At 60.9% G+C, this 15,281-nt stretch carries 15 protein-coding genes; 4 read left to right on the top strand and 11 right to left on the bottom strand.

The window, feature by feature from the left end:
- Window positions 1-26: 26 nt before the first annotated feature.
- Genes ACZ445_RS05010 through ACZ445_RS05020 form a run of 3 tightly spaced genes read right to left on the bottom strand, consistent with a single transcriptional unit; the run spans window position 27 to window position 4,674 of the window.
- Window positions 27-3,089: a MexW/MexI family multidrug efflux RND transporter permease subunit gene (locus tag ACZ445_RS05010; RefSeq protein WP_464708030.1), complete on the bottom strand. Its 3,063-nt coding sequence runs from the start codon at window positions 3,087-3,089 to the stop codon at window positions 27-29.
- Complete coding sequence (locus ACZ445_RS05015; protein WP_464708032.1) at window positions 3,086-4,237, bottom strand: efflux RND transporter periplasmic adaptor subunit; 1,152 nt, start codon at window positions 4,235-4,237, stop codon at window positions 3,086-3,088. The genes ACZ445_RS05010 and ACZ445_RS05015 overlap by 4 nt, the downstream gene beginning before the upstream one ends.
- A 23-nt stretch (window positions 4,238-4,260) precedes the next feature.
- The gene (locus tag ACZ445_RS05020) at window positions 4,261-4,674 is read right to left on the bottom strand and encodes a VOC family protein (protein WP_058422912.1); all 414 of its coding nucleotides are present in this window, start codon (window positions 4,672-4,674) and stop codon (window positions 4,261-4,263) included.
- A 47-nt stretch (window positions 4,675-4,721) separates the two neighbouring features.
- Here ACZ445_RS05020 and ACZ445_RS05025 point away from each other — a divergent pair, with 47 nt between their 5' ends.
- The gene (locus ACZ445_RS05025) at window positions 4,722-5,648 is read left to right on the top strand and encodes a LysR family transcriptional regulator (protein WP_058422911.1); all 927 of its coding nucleotides are present in this window, start codon (window positions 4,722-4,724) and stop codon (window positions 5,646-5,648) included.
- Here the strand turns inward: ACZ445_RS05025 and ribD are convergent.
- The 6 genes from ribD to ACZ445_RS05055 form a co-directional block, all read right to left on the bottom strand.
- The gene (gene ribD, locus ACZ445_RS05030) at window positions 5,627-6,733 is read right to left on the bottom strand and encodes a bifunctional diaminohydroxyphosphoribosylaminopyrimidine deaminase/5-amino-6-(5-phosphoribosylamino)uracil reductase RibD (protein ID WP_464708033.1); all 1,107 of its coding nucleotides are present in this window, start codon (window positions 6,731-6,733) and stop codon (window positions 5,627-5,629) included. The genes ACZ445_RS05025 and ribD overlap by 22 nt on opposite strands.
- A complete protein-coding gene (locus ACZ445_RS05035) occupies window positions 6,730-8,433 on the bottom strand; it encodes a WD40 repeat domain-containing protein (RefSeq protein ID WP_058422909.1) in 1,704 nt (567 codons plus the stop codon). Before ACZ445_RS05035 ends, ribD begins: the two co-directional genes overlap by 4 nt.
- A gap of 39 nt (window positions 8,434-8,472) precedes the next feature.
- The gene (locus ACZ445_RS05040) at window positions 8,473-9,087 is read right to left on the bottom strand and encodes a GTP cyclohydrolase II (protein WP_058422908.1); all 615 of its coding nucleotides are present in this window, start codon (window positions 9,085-9,087) and stop codon (window positions 8,473-8,475) included.
- 57 nt (window positions 9,088-9,144) lie between these two features.
- Complete coding sequence (locus ACZ445_RS05045; protein WP_179028687.1) at window positions 9,145-10,152, bottom strand: formylglycine-generating enzyme family protein; 1,008 nt, start codon at window positions 10,150-10,152, stop codon at window positions 9,145-9,147.
- Between the two features lie 63 nt (window positions 10,153-10,215).
- The gene (locus ACZ445_RS05050; RefSeq protein WP_058422906.1) at window positions 10,216-10,962 is read right to left on the bottom strand and encodes a class I SAM-dependent methyltransferase; all 747 of its coding nucleotides are present in this window, start codon (window positions 10,960-10,962) and stop codon (window positions 10,216-10,218) included.
- A gap of 92 nt (window positions 10,963-11,054) precedes the next feature.
- The gene (locus ACZ445_RS05055; protein WP_058422905.1) at window positions 11,055-11,501 is read right to left on the bottom strand and encodes a DMT family transporter; all 447 of its coding nucleotides are present in this window, start codon (window positions 11,499-11,501) and stop codon (window positions 11,055-11,057) included.
- Window positions 11,502-11,700: 199 nt separating this feature from the next.
- On the opposite strand from ACZ445_RS05055, the gene moaC reads away from it, so the two are divergent.
- Genes moaC through moaE form a run of 3 tightly spaced genes read left to right on the top strand, consistent with a single transcriptional unit; the run spans window position 11,701 to window position 12,868 of the window.
- Window positions 11,701-12,174, top strand: a complete 474-nt coding sequence (gene moaC, locus ACZ445_RS05060; protein WP_058422904.1) for a cyclic pyranopterin monophosphate synthase MoaC — start codon at window positions 11,701-11,703, stop codon at window positions 12,172-12,174.
- Window positions 12,171-12,413: a MoaD/ThiS family protein gene (locus ACZ445_RS05065; protein WP_058422903.1), complete on the top strand. Its 243-nt coding sequence runs from the start codon at window positions 12,171-12,173 to the stop codon at window positions 12,411-12,413. The genes moaC and ACZ445_RS05065 overlap by 4 nt, the downstream gene beginning before the upstream one ends.
- Window positions 12,414-12,415: 2 nt before the next feature.
- Window positions 12,416-12,868, top strand: coding sequence for a molybdopterin synthase catalytic subunit MoaE (gene moaE / locus ACZ445_RS05070; RefSeq protein ID WP_058422902.1), 453 nt, complete (start codon window positions 12,416-12,418; stop codon window positions 12,866-12,868).
- Window positions 12,869-12,995: 127 nt separating this feature from the next.
- Here the strand turns inward: moaE and rhlB are convergent, their stop codons facing one another.
- Both rhlB and ACZ445_RS05080 read right to left on the bottom strand, forming a co-directional pair.
- Window positions 12,996-14,465 carry an ATP-dependent RNA helicase RhlB gene (gene rhlB / locus ACZ445_RS05075; protein ID WP_201026010.1) on the bottom strand — a complete coding sequence of 490 codons (1,470 nt, stop codon included), beginning with the start codon at window positions 14,463-14,465 and terminating at the stop codon, window positions 12,996-12,998.
- A gap of 96 nt (window positions 14,466-14,561) precedes the next feature.
- A complete protein-coding gene (locus ACZ445_RS05080) occupies window positions 14,562-15,218 on the bottom strand; it encodes an alpha/beta hydrolase (RefSeq protein ID WP_058422900.1) in 657 nt (218 codons plus the stop codon).
- Window positions 15,219-15,281 lie beyond the last annotated feature (63 nt).

A 15,281-nucleotide genomic window follows, 5' to 3' on the forward strand; every position in this document is an offset into this window, starting at 1 on the left:
TCCCATGGGACGCCCGTTTTTTGTGTTCAGGCCGATTGCTCGACCTGTGCCCAATCGATCGCCGGTTTATGTGCCCTGGACAGCAGGGTGTACACCGACGGCAGGACAAACAAGGTAAACAGCGTACCCACCAGCATGCCGATCACGATCACCAGCCCCAAGCCAAAACGGCTGCTGGCACCGGCACCCGACGAGAACAGCATCGGCACCAGGCCGACCACCATGGCCGCCGTGGTCATCAGGATCGGCCGCAGTCGAATGCGTGCCGCCCGCATGATCGCCTGGGCCGGGGTGCAGCGGTACAGCACCTGCAGCTCATTGGCGAACTCGACCATCAGGATCCCGTGCTTGCTGATCAGACCGATCAGGGTGACGAGGCCGATCTGCGTGTAGATATTGATGGTCGCCAGCCCCAGCGCCAGGGGAATCAACGCGCCGCAGATCGACAGCGGCACCGTGATCAGGATGATCAACGGGTCGGTCAGGCTTTCATACTGCGCGGCCAGCACCATGTAGATCACGATCAGCGCAAACAGGAAGGTCAGCATCAACGCATTGCCCTCGTGGATGAACTGCCGCGAATCGGCCTGCCAGTCATGGCTGAAACTGGCGGGCAACTGGCGGCTGCGTTCCTGCAAAAAGGCCACTGCCTGGCCAAGGCTGACGCCGGGCGCGGGAATACCCTGGAAGGTCGCGCTGTTCTGCTGGTTGAACTGCTTGAGCTTGTTCGGCTCGATCACGTTGTGCAGGCTCACCACGGTGGACAGCGGCACCTGCTGGCCGGTGTCGGTGTCGACGTAGAAGCCATTCAGGTCCTGGGGCGTGAGGCGTCGCGAGGCCTGGCTCTGGGGGATCACATCGTAGGAGCGGCCTTGCAGGGCGAACCGGTTGGTGTAGTTCTCACCGATCAACACCGCCAGCGTGCTGCCGATGTCTTGCATGCGAATCCCCAGGCTGTTGGCCTTGCTGCGGTCGATGCGCACTTGGGTCACCGGGTTATTGAACGCCAGGTCACTGTCGACCACTGCAAACAGCCCGCTGGCCCGCGCCTGGGTTTTCAGCGCTTCCATGGCCTGGTATAGCGAGCGGTAGTCTTCTGTGCTGCGCATCACCATTTGCACCGGCAAGCCACCGGTGGAGGCGGGCAGTGGCGGCAGTTGGAACACGAAGATCGAGTTGCCTTCCACGGCGTCGACGCTTTGTTGCAGCTCGGCCTGGATCGTCGCGGCGCTGCGCTGACGCTGCGACCATTCGGTGAAGTTCACCCCGGCAAAACTCGCGGCGACGCCGTCATTGCCGTTGATGATCCAGGTGCTCACGGTCTCCGGCAAATGGCCGAGAATCCCGCTCAACTGATAGGCGTAGCGCTCTACGTAATCGAGGTTGGCGTGCTGCGGTGACTTGATCGCCAGCAGCAGGTTGCCCTGGTCTTCGTTGGGCGCCAACTCCTTGCTCGCATGGCCATACAGCCAGGGCAGGCTGAGCAGCACCAAGGCGCCGAACAACAGGATCAGCCCGCGCTTGCGCAGCGAGCCCAGCAACGCGCGCTGATACAGGCGTGCCAGGCGGTGGAAGAAGCGCTCGGCCAGGCGGCTCATGGTGCCTTCGTGCTCCTGGCCCGGTAGCAGCTTGGCGCACATGACCGGGGTCAGGGTCAGGGCGATCACCCCGGAGACCAGCACGGCGCCGGCCAGGGTCAGGGCGAATTCCTTGAACAGCGCGCCTGTCAGGCCGTTCATCAGGCCGATGGGCATGTACACCGCTGCCAGGGTGATGGTCATGGCGATCACCGGCGAAGCGATCTCGCGCGCGCCGAACAAGGCAGCCTGCAGCGCGCTGCGGCCTTCCTTGACATGCCGGTGGATGTTCTCCATCACCACAATGGCGTCATCCACCACCAGGCCGATCGCCAACACCATCGCGAGCAATGTCAGCAGGTTGATGCTGAAGCCGAACAGCGTCATCAAACCCAGGGCGCCCAGCATCGACAACGGAATACTGACGATGGGGATGATCACGCTGCGCACCGAGCCCAGGCACAGGTAGATGATCACCACCACGATCAGGATGGCCTCGATCAGCGTTTCGATCACTTCGATAATCGAGGCTTCGATAAAGTGCGCAGTCTCGAACGCCAGCGCCACCTTGACCCCTGGCGGCAGGGTTTTCTCGATGTTCGGCAACAAGCGCTTGATGTCGGCGACGATCAACAGCGGGTTGCCCTTGGGTGTTGCATAGAGGCCCAGGTGTACCGCGGGCTTGGCGTCCATCAGCGCACTGGTTTCGTAGGCTGCCGAACCCAGCTCGACGGTCGCGATATCGCGCAGGCGCAGCAGGTGGTCGCCGTTGTTGCTGATGACCATGTTGCGAAACTCATCGAGGCTGCTCAGGTCGGTGTTGACCTGAATCGAGGAGATCACATAGTGGCCTTTGATCTGCCCGGGCGCTGCCTGGAAGTTGTTGTTGCGGATCGCCTGTTCCACCTGGGCGGCACTGATGCCGTGGCCTGCCATACGTTGCGGGTCGAGCCACAGGCGCATGGCCAGGCGCTGGCCGCCGAAGGTCTCGACCTTGGCCACGCCGTCGATCGTGGAAAACAACGGCTGCACCACGCGGCTCAGGTAATCGCTCAAGGCCGAGGCCGACAGCGAATCACTGGAAAACCCCACGTACGCCACCGCTGTCGCATCGCCGGCGGAACGTTCGATCACCGGGTCGTAGGCCTGTTCAGGCAGGCGGTATTTGACCTGGTTGACCTTGGCAATCACATCGCTCAACGCCTTGGCCGAGTCCTGGTTGAGTGCCATGCGCAGGGTGATCTGGCTGCGGCCCTGCACCGATGAGGAACTGACATAGTCCACGCCTTCCACCGAGGCCAGGGACTGGTTGATCGGTTGGGTCACAAAGCCTTGCATCAGCTCGGCGGGGGCACCGGGGTAGTCGGTGGTCACGCTGATCACCGAGCTTTCCAGCAGCGGGTATTGACGCACAGGCAGGTCAAGGTAGGCCTTGAGCCCGGCCAGTACGATCAGCAGGCTGACCACCAGGGCCAGTACCGGGCGACGTACGAACAGGTCGGTGAATTTCACGGGTTTTCTCCGGCCATGGTCATCCCCGAGGGCGAGTTGGCGTCGCTCAACACCGTGCGTTCGAGGGGCTCGATAGCGGCACCGTCACTGAGCTTGATCTGCCCGGAAATCACCACCTGGTCACCCGGATTCAAGCCCGCATCGATCACCACGCGGCCATTGCGTCGTTCGCTGGTCTTGACCAATACGCGGCGGGCGACCGGGGGGGTATTGGCATCGGCCGATGGCTGCACCACGAATACGTCTTCACCGTAGGCGTTATAGGTGATGGCGGTTTCCGGCACGCTCAAGGTATTGCTGGGCAGTGACTGTGGCAGGCGCACTTTGGCGAACATGCGCGGCAGGGCGCCGTCGGTCGGGGCCTGCAGTAGCGCCTGGACACTCAGGGTGCGCGAGCGGTCGAGGAACGGGTCGATACTGCTGATGCGTGCGCTGAAGCGTTGCCCCGGCAGGGCGTCGAGTTGCACCTCCAGGGTATTGCCGACCTTCAGTTGTGCCAGGGCTTGCTCCGGCACGCTGAAGTTCACGTACAGGCCCTTGTCGCCGACCAGGTTGATCAGGCTGTCGCCGGGGTTCACAAATTGGCCCAGGTGAACCTTGCGAATCCCGAGGGTGCCGGCGAACGGTGCACGAATGGTCAATTGGTCGATCTGCGCCTTCAGCTCCTGCAGGGCGCCTTGAGCGGTGGTGTATTCGGTCTGGGCATTGTCGAAGGCTTCTCGGGACGTGGCGTTCACCTTGACCAGGGTGCGCGAGCGTTCCAGCTTGACCTTGGCATTTTCCAACTCACCCTGCAGGCGCATCAGGTTGCCGCGTTGGGGCGCATCGTTGAGCCTGACCAGCACTTGGTCGCGCTCGACGCGCTGGCCGGATTCCACTGGCAACTGCACCACGCGCCCGCCGACTTCAGCCGGTACGCTCACCTGCTGCACGGCTTCCAGCTCACCGATGGCTTCCAGGTAGCGGGTGAAGGGGGCGTCGCTGACCGGCGCCACCGCCACTTTGATCGGCGCGGGCGCGTAGGCAGCGGCAGCCGGATGGCTCCAGCGCCACAATGCCCACGCCAATGCAATAAGGATGACCACGGCGATCAACAACGCCACGGTGGTTCGTGAGACGGCACGTCCGGATCGACTGACGTGTGACATAAGCTTCATTCCTTGAGGGGCAGTCAGTAAATGGGCCAGCAGCCCGGCGTCAGTAGCTCGACGAGATTTTCATCCGGATCGCGGAAATAGATGCTCGATCCACCCTTGGGCCAGTGGGTGCGTCCCTCGATGGCAATGTTTGCGTTGTCCAGGCGCGCCTCCCAGGTCGGCAGGTCGTCGGCGTCGATGGCAAAGCAGATATGAATGCGCCCGTTGGCGTCATGGGGCGGGATCTCGCCGCCGCTCAAGTATTTGGTTTGAAGAGAGGCGCCCCGTTTGAAGAGCAAGAGAGTATTCTGCTGACCGACGTTTAACGCGACGAGCACGTTGCTCTCGACCATCGTCTCAAGCTCCAGGTGCCGGGCGTAAAACGCTTTGGCGCGGTCGAGGTCGTCTACGTACAGCGCGGTCTCAATGATTCGTTTGAGTTGAGGCATGGTTTTGCTCCTTGTTGAAGGTTGCTCCCTGAGATGGAATTCACAGCATGGTCACGGTCCTACTGCGCAATATCGATTTGAATCTGTTGGTGGTGCTCGATGCACTGCTGACTGAAAAACACGTCACCCGCACCGGTGCGCGACTGCATTTGAGCCAGCCGGCCATCAGTCATTCCTTGAGTAAATTGCGGGTGCTGCTCGACGATCCGATCCTGATCCGCGAGGGCAATGAAGTGGTGCTCAGCGCCCTGGCGCAGAATATCCAGGTGCCGTTGCGCGACATCCTCAGCCAGATCGAAACACTGTTCGGCAAGTCCATCGACTTCGACGCGGCCAGTTCCCAACGCACCTTTCAATTGGCGATGTCGGACTACGGTGCGGCGATTATCCTGCCCAAGTTGCTGGTGCGACTGCGCAGCGAGGCGCCGAACACCACGCTGGTGGTGACCCAGGGCAGCCGGCATGCGATGTTCGAGCAAGTGGCGCAGGGCAAGATTGACTTGGCCCTGGGGGTGTTCCCCAGCCTGACGCCCGATGTGTCGATGGAGGTGTTGTTCGAGGAAACGTTTTCCTGCCTGCTCGACCGGCGGACCCTGTCCAAGGACGGCATGCTCGATCTGGAGAGCTACCTGGATCGTCCGCATATCCAGGTGTCCATGGATGGTGGTGCCAATGGTGAAGTAGACAGCCTGTTGCGTGCCGAAGGCTTGCGCCGTCGTATCGCCGTCAGTGTGCCGCACTGGCGTACGGCGCCGAGCCTGTTGCACAACACCGACCTGATCCTTACCGTCGCCACCCGCACGCTGGAAGACACGTTGCTCAACCCGGACCTGGTGCAGTTGCCGCCACCGTTCAGCATTCCGCGCTTTCCCTTTGTGCAGATCTGGCACCAGCGATTCTGTGACGATCCGGCACATGCGTGGTTGCGCGAACAGGTCAAGCAAGTGGTGGCTCATACCGTGCAGGTCGACTGATCGGGGCGCAGGCGTAACCGCAAGTCCTGGCCCAACTGGGTCACTTCGTACAGGGTGAAGTCCAGGGAATGGATGAGGTTTTCCAGCTCCGGCAAATGCACCAGCGGCCGTGCGAGGTCACCGAGCAGGCGCGGCGCGACGTACAGCAACAGCTCATCCACCAGCCCGGCGCGCAGCAGGTTGCCGGCCAGGGTCGGCCCTGCTTCGACCATCACATCATGCAAACCGCGCTGGCTCAGATGGACCATCAAGGCATGTAGATCGAGGCCATTCTGGTTGCCCGGCAGGCCAAGCAAACGCTCGGCATTGGCGCCTTCTGGCACATGTTGCTCGTGCACCACATGCAGGCTTGGCGCCTGGTCGTTGAACACCTTTGCGGTACCGGGCACCCGCGCCTGGCTGTCGAGGATCACCCGCAGCGGCGCGATGGCTTCGGCAGACGCCATCTCACGTACGGTCAATGAGGGGTTGTCGGCCAGCACCGTGCCGCTGCCGGTGAGGATCGCTGCACTGCGCGCTCGCCAATACTGCACATCGGCGCGCGCCCTGGCGCCGGTGATCCATTGCGAGCGCCCGTTGTTCAGCGCGGTGCGGCCATCCAGGCTCATGCCCATCTTCAACTGCACCCACGGCCGCTGGCGCTTGACCGAGGACAAGAAGCCACGGTTCAACTCGCGGGCGACCGCATTGAGCAAGCCCACACGCACCTCGATCCCGGCGTCGCGCAGTTCGGCGATCCCACGACCGTCGACCTGCTCGAACGGATCTTCATGGGCGACGACCACACATGCCACGCCAGCCTCGATCAGCGCCAGGTGACAGGCGCCGGTGCGCCCGACATGGCTGCAGGGTTCCAGCGTCACATAGGCCGTGGCGCCCTTGGCCAGGGCACCGGCCTGGCGCAGGGCGAAGACCTCGGCGTGCGGACCGCCCGCACGCCGATGCCAGCCCTCGCCCACGATGTGTGCACCGTGGGCGATGACGCACCCGACCCGTGGATTGGGCCAGGTGGAGTGACTGCCGCGCTCGGCCAACGACAATGCATGGTGCATATGTTGAAAGTCGATTTCGCTGAAGTGGGTCATGGGCGGCGTTGCCCTGCCACAGCGTGGGCGGTGATCGGGTAGATACGCCCGTCGTAGGCGCTGGCCAGGAAGCCACTGCCTTCGGCGTCATGGGTCAGGCATGAAATACCGCTGGCGGTGATCTTCTCCACCTTTGCCCATTTGCGCTTGGCCAGGTCGAACACCGCAACGGTGCCGCCGTAGCTGCCGGTGGCGATCATCTGGCGGTCCTTGGAGATGGCAATGCACTTGATCGAGTGGCTGTGAGGGGTGTCATACACCTCGCTGTTGCCGGCTTGCCACAGGCGCAGCTTGAGGTCGCGCCCGATACTGGCAAAGCCGCCCTGGATCTGCGTGCAGCCGTTGGAAATACGGTCGTGGGCCTTGTCCAGGTAGGTTTCCAGCTCGAAGTCTGCGATCCGGAAGAACGCCGCAGCCGCAGTCGCGCATACGCTGAACAGGTACTGTTCATCGGCGGCGATGCCCTTGATGGCGTTCTCGTGCATGCGCACTTCGCGCAGGAAGCGCGGCTGCTGGTTTTCCAGGTTGAAGATCAAGGCTTCGCCAGTGTACGTACCGATTGCGGCGTGCAACTGGCCATCTTTTTCAAAGGTGGTGCCGCAGTTGAGCGGTGAGCGGTGCTGGTAGATGACGTCGCCGGTCTTGGCGTCGAACACCGTGCCCATCTGGCCGCCGGTCAACACGCTGTCGCCGAAGGGCAGCAGGAAGTTGCACAGACTGCCGGCCTTGGTGCTGGGTTGGCCATTGATCTGCAGGATGCCGGCATCACCGATGCTGTAGATGTCGTCGCCGACCACGGTGACGGCGTTCAAACTGATGGCCGGCTCGATGCCGCCCACGTCCCATTCCTGAGTGGTGAAATCCCAGGTGGCGTAGGTGGAGCCGAAGGTCACGAAGGCGATGCGATGGTTGCCCAGCAATGCACAGCTGCGTGGCCAGATGATGCTTGGCAGTGAAGTCTGGGCGGTTTTTACCAGTTGATTATCGGGTGTCAACGCCCACAGCATGACGCAACGGTCGTAGCTGAGGCTGACCAGCAGGCGCTGCGCGTCGTTCCATACGATGCGCTTGATGCCGGCGGCATGGGCAGCTTGCAGGTAGGTGCCGCTGCTGCTGATCACGGAGATTTTGCCTTCGTCGTCGCCGGCGAAAATGATGCCCTCACGGGACAGGGCCACGGTGTCGGTTTCGACGCCGCCCAGGTCGATCAGGTCCAGTTGTTCGCCGCTGGCAGCGTCCCAACGGCGGATCGAACCGTCATCGCTGCTGGAAACCAGGGTCTTGCCATCGGCGGCCCAGCACACCGAAATCACGTCGGCATCGTGACCGCTGAGGATCCGCAGGGTTCGCCCGCTGAGGTCGAACAGGCGGATGCTGTGGTCCCGCGAGCAGGTGGCGATGGTCTGGCCATCCGGCGAGAAGGCGGCCATTTCGATGTCGTCATCGTGACCCACCAGCACGCTTTTCAAGCGCAGCGAGGGAATTTCCCAGACGCGGGCGGTGTAGTCGCTGCTGGCACTGACCAGCAGGGTGCCGCTGGCGTTGAACGCGCATTGGTTGGCCAGGTGGTCGTGGAGCACGCGCTGGATCGGCGTCTTGGTTTTTGCATCCCACAAAATAACCTGGTTGTCATAACCGGCGGTCGCAACGTACGTATCGTTGAATGTTGCAATACCACTAATAGGGCCAAAGTGTCTCATGCGTCATCATCCTTAATGTAGTGTGGGCGGAAGAAAGTGTCAGGCGCGCTTCGGTTGTTTCATCAGGTTGATCACGTGATTTTTCTTATCGACTTTCGCTTGCAGGTAATGAGTGTTATGTCGGGTGACAAACACACCGGTCGGAATAACGTTGTCCACTACAATGCCGTTATCCACCAGAGCCTGAACTTTGTCCGGGTTATTGGTGATCAATTGGCACTGTTTGATGTTCAGCGCTTTCAACATGCCTGCGGCCATGGAAAAGTCGCGGTCATCTTCAGGAAAGTTCAGGTGGGTATTGGCTTCGAACGTGTCCATGCCAGAATCTTGCAGGCGGTAGGCGTCCAACTTTGCATATAAGCCGATGCCACGGCCTTCTTGTCGCAGGTAAATCAGATAGCCACCCACTTCCTGCATGCGCTGGATCGACTCGTTTAATTGTGGGCCGCAATCACAGCGTTGCGAACTGAATACATCGCCGGTCAGACATTCGGAGTGAATGCGCACTAACGGGCTGATGGGATTGGCGGGGCCAAGCTTTATCACTATATGTTCGTGTGCCGTGTCCAGGCCACTGAACGTGTAGAAAGTTCCAGGGTTGGAATGGTCGTCCAGGGGGATATCAACATGGTTGCGTACGCTTAGGCGGTTCATGGCGGTTCCTTCCGTGCTTGAATGGTCAACGCGTTATTGTTTTGGTACAGGGAGGGGTTACAGGGTTTGTGCGAGGCGAAAGCCCATTACGTAAATCTGTCGCGGATACTTGCCGTGACGCCGGCAATTGCGGGTCAGGTCGCGAAACCGCGTGAAGCTGCCACCACGGGCGATACGGTGGGTGCCGACCACAGTGACAAGGTCGTCGGTGATGGCGGTGCCGCCGGGGTAAGGGGCGTAGTCGTCAGCGACGAATTCTTCGACATTGCCGGCCATGTCCAGGCAGCCAAATGGCGATGCACCCTCGACCAACAGGCCGACCGGGGTGGTGTCGAACAGGCCCAGTTCAGCGGTATTGGCACGCTCGGGCAGGAAGGTATCCCCCCAGGGATATTCGAGGTTTTCCGGGCCGGCGGCGGCGTATTCCCATTCCGCCTCAGTGGGCAGGCGGAAGGTGCGGCCACTGGCTTCGCTGAGCCAGGCAGCGTAGGCGTCGGCGTCTTCGGCAGTGACCCCGTAGACCGGATGGTTGGCGCGTTCGTGAGGGTACTGTCCGAAGGCCCAGCTTTCGGGAATCCGTGCCTGCGTGTTGGCTTCGAGAAAGGCTCGGTATTCGAGGTTGGTCACCGGGTATTTACCGATGGCGTAGGGCCGCAGGTGTACGCGGTGACGCGGGACTTCCTTGGCGATCCAGTCCCGATCCAGGCCCAGGCCGCGCATGTCGTGCATCACCTGGTCGACCGCCGATTCGGCCAAACCGATCTCGATGTTGCCTGCGCTGATTTGAATCATCGTAGGGTTGAGTACATCGAGCCTGGGGTCGTTGGTCAGTGCCAGCAGTTGGGCGGCGGCATAGCGCCAGGCCAGCGGCGAGACAGGGTTTTCGACGCGGTTGGCCAACTGTTCGCTGGTCTCTTCCGAAACCAGGCGCCAGGCTGCCAGCGGCAACTTGAGGTTGACGGCTTCGTGAAAGTGCTCAGGCAGGCCCATCAAGAAACGGTCTGTCATTTCGGCGGTCAGGGGGCCGTCGAACACGGGCCAATGGTTGAAACCCTTGGAAGTCATAACGCTCGTTTTCCTACTGCGTGGGAGAAAAGGCACGTACACCCAGGCGTACGTGCCCGGCCTTCAGAGGGTGCAGATCAGTCCGGTTTGCAGGCAGTTGCGTTCGAAGTCATCCCAGTAGCCCTTGGGGTGCTTGGCCCGCTCGGCCTCGGAAATGATCGGTTTTTGCCACTGCAGGCGCGAGAAGCCGGCTTTCATGATTGCCAGCTCATAGCGCTCGCGGCTCCAGCGATGGAAGGTGAAGGCGCTGGGTGGTGTGGTGACGAATTCGGCGTGGTGGCGGAAGCCGCCTTCGTGGGCTTCTTCGGTGAGTACGTGCACGCCGTATTTGGTGAAGTTGCCACGTTGCAATTGAAAGGTCGGCTCTACCGTGTAAGCCACGACCCGTCCGCCTGGGGCGAGGTTCTTGGCGACGACCTGGAACATCTTGTCCAGTTTCTCTGGAGAATCGGCATAGTTGAACAGCCAGGCGGCGGTGATCAGGTCGAATTTGCCGAGAATGCCCAGATCGCAGATATCGCTGACGTGGTACTCAATCGGCTCCTGGTTGCGGGCCGACTCTTGTCGGGCCAGTTCGATCATGGAGGCGGAAATATCCACGCCAACCACTTTGCTGGCGCCTTGGCGGTACAGCTCGCGTCCGAAGAAACCGAAACCGCAGGCCAGGTCCAGTACTGATTTGCCCTTGGGGTTACCGACCATACTGAAGAAGGTCGCGGTTTCCACCGAGCGCTGCGAGGCGCTGTCCGTGAAAGCTTCGAAGCGTTCGCCGATGGCGTCGTAAGTTGCCGTTGCAGTTTGAGTGGTCATTACCTCACCTTTTTAAAGTTAATAGCTGTCGTCAATCCCTGACTGGGAACATGAAGAGTTCTTCTGTTTTCGGTGACCCGGTTATGGCTGAATCAAGTGCGAGTGGTAATAAGGAACCCTCCTATGACGACAAGTACGCCGACCAGTTTGTTAATGTTGAGAGACTGTTTGGGAAAACCCAGCAGGCCGAAATAGTCGATCGCAATTGAAACGATAAGTTGTCCGATCAATACCGCCATGATGAAGTTGAGGGCGCCCAGTCGAGGCGCCATCAATAACGCTACGGTAATGTAAAAAACGCCGGCAACACCGCCCATCCAAATCCACCAGGGCCCGTCTTGCACGGCGGTAAGATTAGGGCGCGGCGCCTTGACTGCAATAATGACAACAATGAGTACAACCAGGCTGACTAATAGGGATACTGCAGTTGCCCATAAAGGATGGCCCAGCAGATTACCCAGTTTCGCGTTGGTGCCTGCCTGCAAGGGCACTGCAAAACCGGCGAATAAACTGAGCAGGATGAAATACAGTAAGGTCATGAAGTAGGCATTCCGTTTTTTTTCAAGTTTTACGGTGCTTGGATTGTTGGCGCCAATTCTTTGTTCTGATGAGGAGTATTCGTCGCGCTGATCGGGCATTTGGCTACTCGTGATTCAGCGGCGGGCTACGGTTGTAATCAGGTGTGCGCAATCTTGACCGACGGGTTTACAATCGCTGCTCCTGATCAGGAGTATCCCTGTGCTGACTCATCTCGATTCCCAAGGTCGCGCCCATATGGTCGATGTCACCGACAAGTCCGTGACGTTCCGTGAGGCCGTGGCCGAAGCGCACGTGCGCATGCTGCCCGAGACCCTGCAAATGATTGTCGACGGCGCCCACCCCAAGGGCGATGTGTTTGCCGTGGCCCGCATTGCCGGAATCCAGGCCGCGAAAAAAACCAGTGATTTGATTCCCTTGTGCCACCCGCTGATGTTGACGGGCGTCAAGGTCGAACTGAGCGCCGAGGGTGCAGACTCGGTGCATATCGTGGCGCGCTGCAAACTCTCCGGCCAGACCGGCGTGGAGATGGAAGCCCTCACCGCCGCCAGCGTCGCGGCGCTGACGATCTATGACATGTGCAAGGCCGTGGACCGTGGCATGACCATCGAAAACATTCGCCTGCTGGAAAAACTGGGCGGCAAAAGCGGGCACTTCAAGGCGGACCAGGCATGAGCATCAACGTATTGTTTTTTGCGCGTTACGCCGAAGCGGTGGGCCTGGACTCACTGGAGATGGAAGGCGACTTCGCGACCGTCGATGCGGTGCGCCTGGCGTTGGCTGGTGATCCGGGTTTTGAAGTGCTCAACGAAACCAGCCTGATGTGCGCCCGTAACGAAGAAATGTGCGGGCTCGACGAGCCGCTGCAACCCGGCGACGAAGTCGCATTCTTCCCTCCCGTGACCGGAGGCTGATCATGGCCATTCGTGTACAGGCCCAGGCCTTTGATCCGGGCAGCGAGGTGAATGCCATGCATGCGGCCAACGTTGGCGTGGGCGCGGTGGTGAGTTTCGTGGGGTATGTACGCGACTTCAACGACGGCCGTGAGGTGTCGGGGATGTTCCTTGAACACTACCCCGGCATGACCGAGAAGGCCCTGGCCAAGATCGCCGTCGAGGCCGAACAGCGCTGGCCGTTGCTCAAGCTGGAGGTGTTGCACCGCATCGGCGCGCTGGAGCCGGGGGAGCCGATTGTGTTTGTTGCGGCAGCCAGTGCCCATCGCCAGGCGGCGTTTGATGCCTGTGCGTTTGTGATGGATTACCTGAAGACGCGGGCGCCGTTCTGGAAGAAGGAGAACACCAGTGAAGGCCCGCGCTGGGTTGAAGGGCGCCACAGCGATCACGCCGCCGCGGAGCGCTGGAAGTCTTAGGCCAAACACAACACCAAATGTGGGAGGGGGCTTGCCCCCGATTGCAGTGGGTCAGCCAACAGAGATGTTAGATGTGCCATAGCTATCGGGGGCAAGCCCCCTCCCACAGTTTTTACTGCATTCCAGCTTACGGACGCTTGCGTTCCACAGCCCGCAGCAAGTGCGTCGGCGGCGTTTCACAGCTGATCTTGCGCCCCAGCAGCGCTTCGATGGACGGCAGCTGATACGAGTCATCTTCCCCGGCAAAGCTGATCGACACACCCGCCGCCCCGGCACGGCCGGTACGGCCAATTCGGTGCACGTAGTCATCCGGCACTTCCGGCAGGGTGAAGTTGATCACGTGGCTGATGCCGTCGATGTGAATCCCACGCCCGGCCACGTCGGTGGCCACCAGTACACGAATCTTGCCTTCGCGGAAGCCTTCCAGGGTCTTGATGCGCTTGTGCTGCGGCACATCGCCCGACAGTTGCGCAGCGTTCACACCATCACGCACCAGGCGTTCTTCGATGCGGCGCACCTCATCCTTGCGGTTGGCAAAGACCATCACGCGCTCCCAGCCGTTGTCGTTGACCAGGTTGTAGAGCAGCTTGTACTTGTCGGCGCCGGCCACGGCGTAGATGTGTTGCTCGACGTTTTCGCTGGCGACGTTTTCCGCTTCGATCTCGACGATGGACGGGTCGGTAGTCCACTGCTTGGCGAGGTTCATCACGTCTTCGGTGAAGGTCGCGGAGAACAGCAGGGTCTGACGCTCGGATTTCGGCGGGGTCTGGCGAATGATCTGGCGCACTTGTGGGATAAAGCCCATGTCGAGCATGCGGTCGGCTTCGTCCAGCACCATCACTTCGACCATGTCCAGGTGCACGTCGCCGCGCTGGTTGAAGTCCAGCAGACGGCCAGGGGTGGCCACCAGGATGTCGCAGTGACGGGCTTCGAGGTGCTTGAGCTGCTTGTCGAAGTCCATGCCGCCCACGAACGTCATGACGTTGAGGCCGGTGTACTTGGTCAGGTCGGCAGCGTCCTTGGCGATCTGTACCACCAGCTCCCGGGTCGGGGCGATGATCAGTGCGCGCGGTTCACCCATGTAGCGCTCTTTGGGCGGCGGCGTCTGCAGCAGTTGGGTGATGATCGAGATCAGGAACGCGGCGGTCTTGCCGGTACCGGTCTGGGCGCGGCCGATGGCGTCTTTGCCGGCCAGTGTAAAGCCCAGCACCTGCGCCTGGATCGGCGTGCAGTACGGGAAACCCAGGTCCTGGATGGCGTGCATCAGTTCCGGGGCCAGTTTGAAATCATGGAAACGGGTCTTGCCTTCCTGGGGCTCGACGACGAAGTCTTCGAGTTTCCACGCAATCACCGGCGGTTTTGGTGCGCGTTCACGGCGCGGCTTTGGTGCCACCGGTGTGGCAACGGGCTCGACCGGTTTGGCCTGTTCGGGTGGGGTCACCGTCGGCTTCTTCGGCTGGGCGGCAGGTGCGGTCCGGTCGGGCTGTCTGCCGTCATTGCGGCTGCCGGCTGTCGGGGCAGGAGCACTGGAATCAGGCGCGAGCGGCTCAGCCTCGCTTTTGCCGAACATCTTCTTGAGTGCTTTGAGCACGGTGATCTCATTAATTGGTTAAGGAATGTACGCCGGCCAGTGTAATGCAAGAATCGGGCGCGGCGTAGTGCGTCTGTCATACAGCTACATAAACGCTGGTTTTCAGCCCAGGCGAGCGGCCAACCAGGCGCCGATATCGCGTATCTCCTCGGGTAACACTTCGTGGCCCATTGGGTATTCCTGCCATGTCACGGTGACACCACGGCTCTTCAGATGCTCGTAGGCGCTGCGGCCCATGGCGTTCTGCACCACGTCGTCGTACTGGCCGTGCAGGCACAGGGCGGGAATGCGCTGTTGGCTGGCGGACAATTCCAGCTCTTCGCTGAACGTGGGCGCGTAGGTGGAGAGGGCAATCACGCCGCCCAAGGGGCCTTCCCAATTCAGAAAGGCGGTGTGGAACACCACGGCGCCACCTTGGGAAAAACCCGCGAGGAAAATCCGCGAAGCGTCTATTCCGGTCCTCTTCTGGGTCTCGATCAAATCCGTGACCATTTTTGCCGACACTTCCAGCTCTTCCAGGCTGATGGAACGGGCCGGGCTCATGGCCTTGATGTCGTACCAGCTTGGCATCTCGTAGCCACCATTGATCGTCACCGGGCGGGTCGGCGCCTGGGGCAAAACGAAACGCGTGGTCAGCAGGCTTTCCTGCAGCGCCTCGGCCACCGGCAGGAAGTCGTAGCGATCGGCACCCAGGCCATGCAACCAGATAACGCAGGCGTCTGCGGGCTTGGCGGGCTGAAGAATCAAGGGTTCGGTCATGTCTGCTCCATTAATGTGCGTGCGCTCCGATTGAGTGCGACGGAACGGTGCGCGATGGGTTGA

Source organism: Pseudomonas allii, from assembly GCF_055380095.1.

What these genes read in the sequence shown, in the direction of transcription:
- ACZ445_RS05015 (WP_464708032.1), bottom strand. Translation starts at nt 4,237, where the DNA reads ATGTCACACGTCAGTCGATCCGGACGTGCCGTCTCACGAACCACCGTG.
- ACZ445_RS05020 (WP_058422912.1), bottom strand. Translation starts at nt 4,674, where the DNA reads ATGCCTCAACTCAAACGAATCATTGAGACCGCGCTGTACGTAGACGAC.
- ACZ445_RS05025 (WP_058422911.1), top strand. Translation starts at nt 4,722, where the DNA reads ATGGTCACGGTCCTACTGCGCAATATCGATTTGAATCTGTTGGTGGTG.
- ribD (WP_464708033.1), bottom strand. Translation starts at nt 6,733, where the DNA reads ATGACCCACTTCAGCGAAATCGACTTTCAACATATGCACCATGCATTG.
- ACZ445_RS05035 (WP_058422909.1), bottom strand. Translation starts at nt 8,433, where the DNA reads ATGAGACACTTTGGCCCTATTAGTGGTATTGCAACATTCAACGATACG.
- ACZ445_RS05040 (WP_058422908.1), bottom strand. Translation starts at nt 9,087, where the DNA reads ATGAACCGCCTAAGCGTACGCAACCATGTTGATATCCCCCTGGACGAC.
- ACZ445_RS05045 (WP_179028687.1), bottom strand. Translation starts at nt 10,152, where the DNA reads ATGACTTCCAAGGGTTTCAACCATTGGCCCGTGTTCGACGGCCCCCTG.
- ACZ445_RS05050 (WP_058422906.1), bottom strand. Translation starts at nt 10,962, where the DNA reads ATGACCACTCAAACTGCAACGGCAACTTACGACGCCATCGGCGAACGC.
- ACZ445_RS05055 (WP_058422905.1), bottom strand. Translation starts at nt 11,501, where the DNA reads ATGACCTTACTGTATTTCATCCTGCTCAGTTTATTCGCCGGTTTTGCA.
- ACZ445_RS05065 (WP_058422903.1), top strand. Translation starts at nt 12,171, where the DNA reads ATGAGCATCAACGTATTGTTTTTTGCGCGTTACGCCGAAGCGGTGGGC.
- moaE (WP_058422902.1), top strand. Translation starts at nt 12,416, where the DNA reads ATGGCCATTCGTGTACAGGCCCAGGCCTTTGATCCGGGCAGCGAGGTG.
- ACZ445_RS05080 (WP_058422900.1), bottom strand. Translation starts at nt 15,218, where the DNA reads ATGACCGAACCCTTGATTCTTCAGCCCGCCAAGCCCGCAGACGCCTGC.